3 protein-coding genes are annotated in these 1,617 nt (G+C 75.2%); all 3 read left to right on the top strand.

What is annotated here, in order from left to right; translation table 11 throughout:
• A partial coding sequence (locus MCM47_RS40410; protein ID WP_238951798.1) for a hypothetical protein occupies nt 1-825 on the top strand: 825 nt, incomplete at its 5' end.
• A 55-nt stretch (nt 826-880) separates the two neighbouring features.
• Nucleotides 881-1,159 (top strand): hypothetical protein, encoded by a 279-nt coding sequence (locus MCM47_RS40405; protein ID WP_238862543.1) that lies wholly within the window; start codon nt 881-883, stop codon nt 1,157-1,159.
• 35 nt (nt 1,160-1,194) lie between these two features.
• Nucleotides 1,195-1,566 (top strand): TadE/TadG family type IV pilus assembly protein, encoded by a 372-nt coding sequence (locus tag MCM47_RS40400; RefSeq protein ID WP_238862544.1) that lies wholly within the window; start codon nt 1,195-1,197, stop codon nt 1,564-1,566.
• The last annotated feature ends 51 nt before the right edge of the window (nt 1,567-1,617 follow it).

Genomic DNA, 1,617 nt, shown 5'->3' with positions numbered 1-1,617 from the left:
CTGCGGGTCCCCAAACTCCGGCCCGCCCCGCCCGCCCTGGGCCAAGCGCTGGAGCGGCTGCACCGCACCCCCGCCGAGCGGGTGGTCGATCCGGACGAGCGGCCGCGCTGGTTCGACCGGATCGGCGAGCGCTCGCTCGGCCTGCGCGGGGTGCGCATCCCGCACCGCGAGCTGTCGCTGATCGGCCGCAGCCCGGCCCGGTTCATGGCGCACAAGCTGCTGTTCGCCCTGGTCGGCCTCGTCCTCCCGGCGTACCTGGGGGCGACCGCGGCGCTCCTGGACATGGGACTGCCGTTCGCCCTTCCGCTGCTGGTCGGACCGCTGCTGGCCGGGCTCTTCTGGTTCGTCCCGGACGCCATCGTGCGCGGCGAGGCCAAGGAGGCGCGCACCGAGTACCTGCACGGGATCGCCGCCTACCTGGAGCTGGTCGCGCTGGAGCGGGCCGCCGACCTCGGCCCGGCCGAGGCGCTGCGCCGCGCCGCGTCGGTCGGCCGCGGCACCGTCTTCGGCCGGATCCGGGACGCCCTGGACCGCGCCGCCACCGACCGGCTGCCGCCCTGGGCCGGGCTGGACGCGCTCGCCGTGGAGCTCGGCCTGACGCCGTTGCAGGACGTCGCCGACATCATGCGGCTCTCCGGCACCGACGGCGCCGCCGTCTACGACACCCTGCGGGCCCGCGCCAAGGGCCTGCGCGGCGAACTGCTCGCCGAGGACCTGGCCCGGGCCAACGCCGACAGCGAGCGGATGGTCGCCCCCGGCGCCGCCCTGACCCTGCTGATGACCGTCCTGATCGTCTTCCCCGCCCTCCACCAGATGCTCGCCTGACGTCGATGCGGCAGCGCGAGCGGACGACACCGCACCCAACCCCGGGAGTCCCCTGATGTCCCACCAGCTCAAGTCCCTGGCCGGCCGGTTGCTCCGGCCGACCCTGCTGCCCGTCCAGTTCGCCCTGCTGCTCTTCCAGTTCCGGGTCGGCCGGGTGAAGGCCGCCCGGGCCCGCGGCGACCGCGGTGCGATCAGCATCGAGCTCGCCCTCGCCATCATCGCGCTGGTCTTCGTCGCGGGGGCCGTCGCGGTGGCCCTGTACGCGCTGAAGGACAAGGTCGTGAAGAAGGTCGAGCAGGACCCGAACCTGCCCGGAGCGGGTGCGGCCACGTGATCGAACGGCCCCGTCGCCGAGGCGACCGGGGAGCGGTGAGCCTGAGCCTGGCCATCGTCTTCCCGGTCGTCCTGGTGCTGATCCTGCTCGTGGTCGACGTGGCGATGGTGTGGTACTACCGCCAGGTCGCGCTCACCGCCGCCCGGGAGGGCGTCGACGCCGGGCGGGTGCAGGGCGACCAGCGCGACGAGGTCAAGGACGCGGCGGCGAAGTCGCAGGCCGAGGACTTCCTCGACCGGCAGGACGTCCGCGGGTACGACGTGCGCACGGACGGCAGCTCCCCGGTCCTGGTCCGGGTGACGGTCCGGCTGACCGCGCCGTCGGTGGTCCCGTTCCTCGCCCCGACCGTGGTCCAGTCGGCCGAGGCCCCGCGCGAGCGGTTCGTCCCGCCGAAGGCGGTGCCGTGAACGCCCGGGCCCGGACCGCCGGATGGGGGCGGCGGCTCGCCGCCCGGCGGG

The organism is Kitasatospora sp. A2-31, from assembly GCF_022288725.1.
Lineage (GTDB): Bacteria > Actinomycetota > Actinomycetes > Streptomycetales > Streptomycetaceae > Kitasatospora.
Note: the sequence above shows the minus strand (reverse complement) of the source record. Positions and strands in the feature narration are given on the sequence as shown.

What these genes read in the sequence shown, in the direction of transcription:
- MCM47_RS40405 (WP_238862543.1), top strand. Translation starts at nt 881, where the DNA reads ATGTCCCACCAGCTCAAGTCCCTGGCCGGCCGGTTGCTCCGGCCGACC.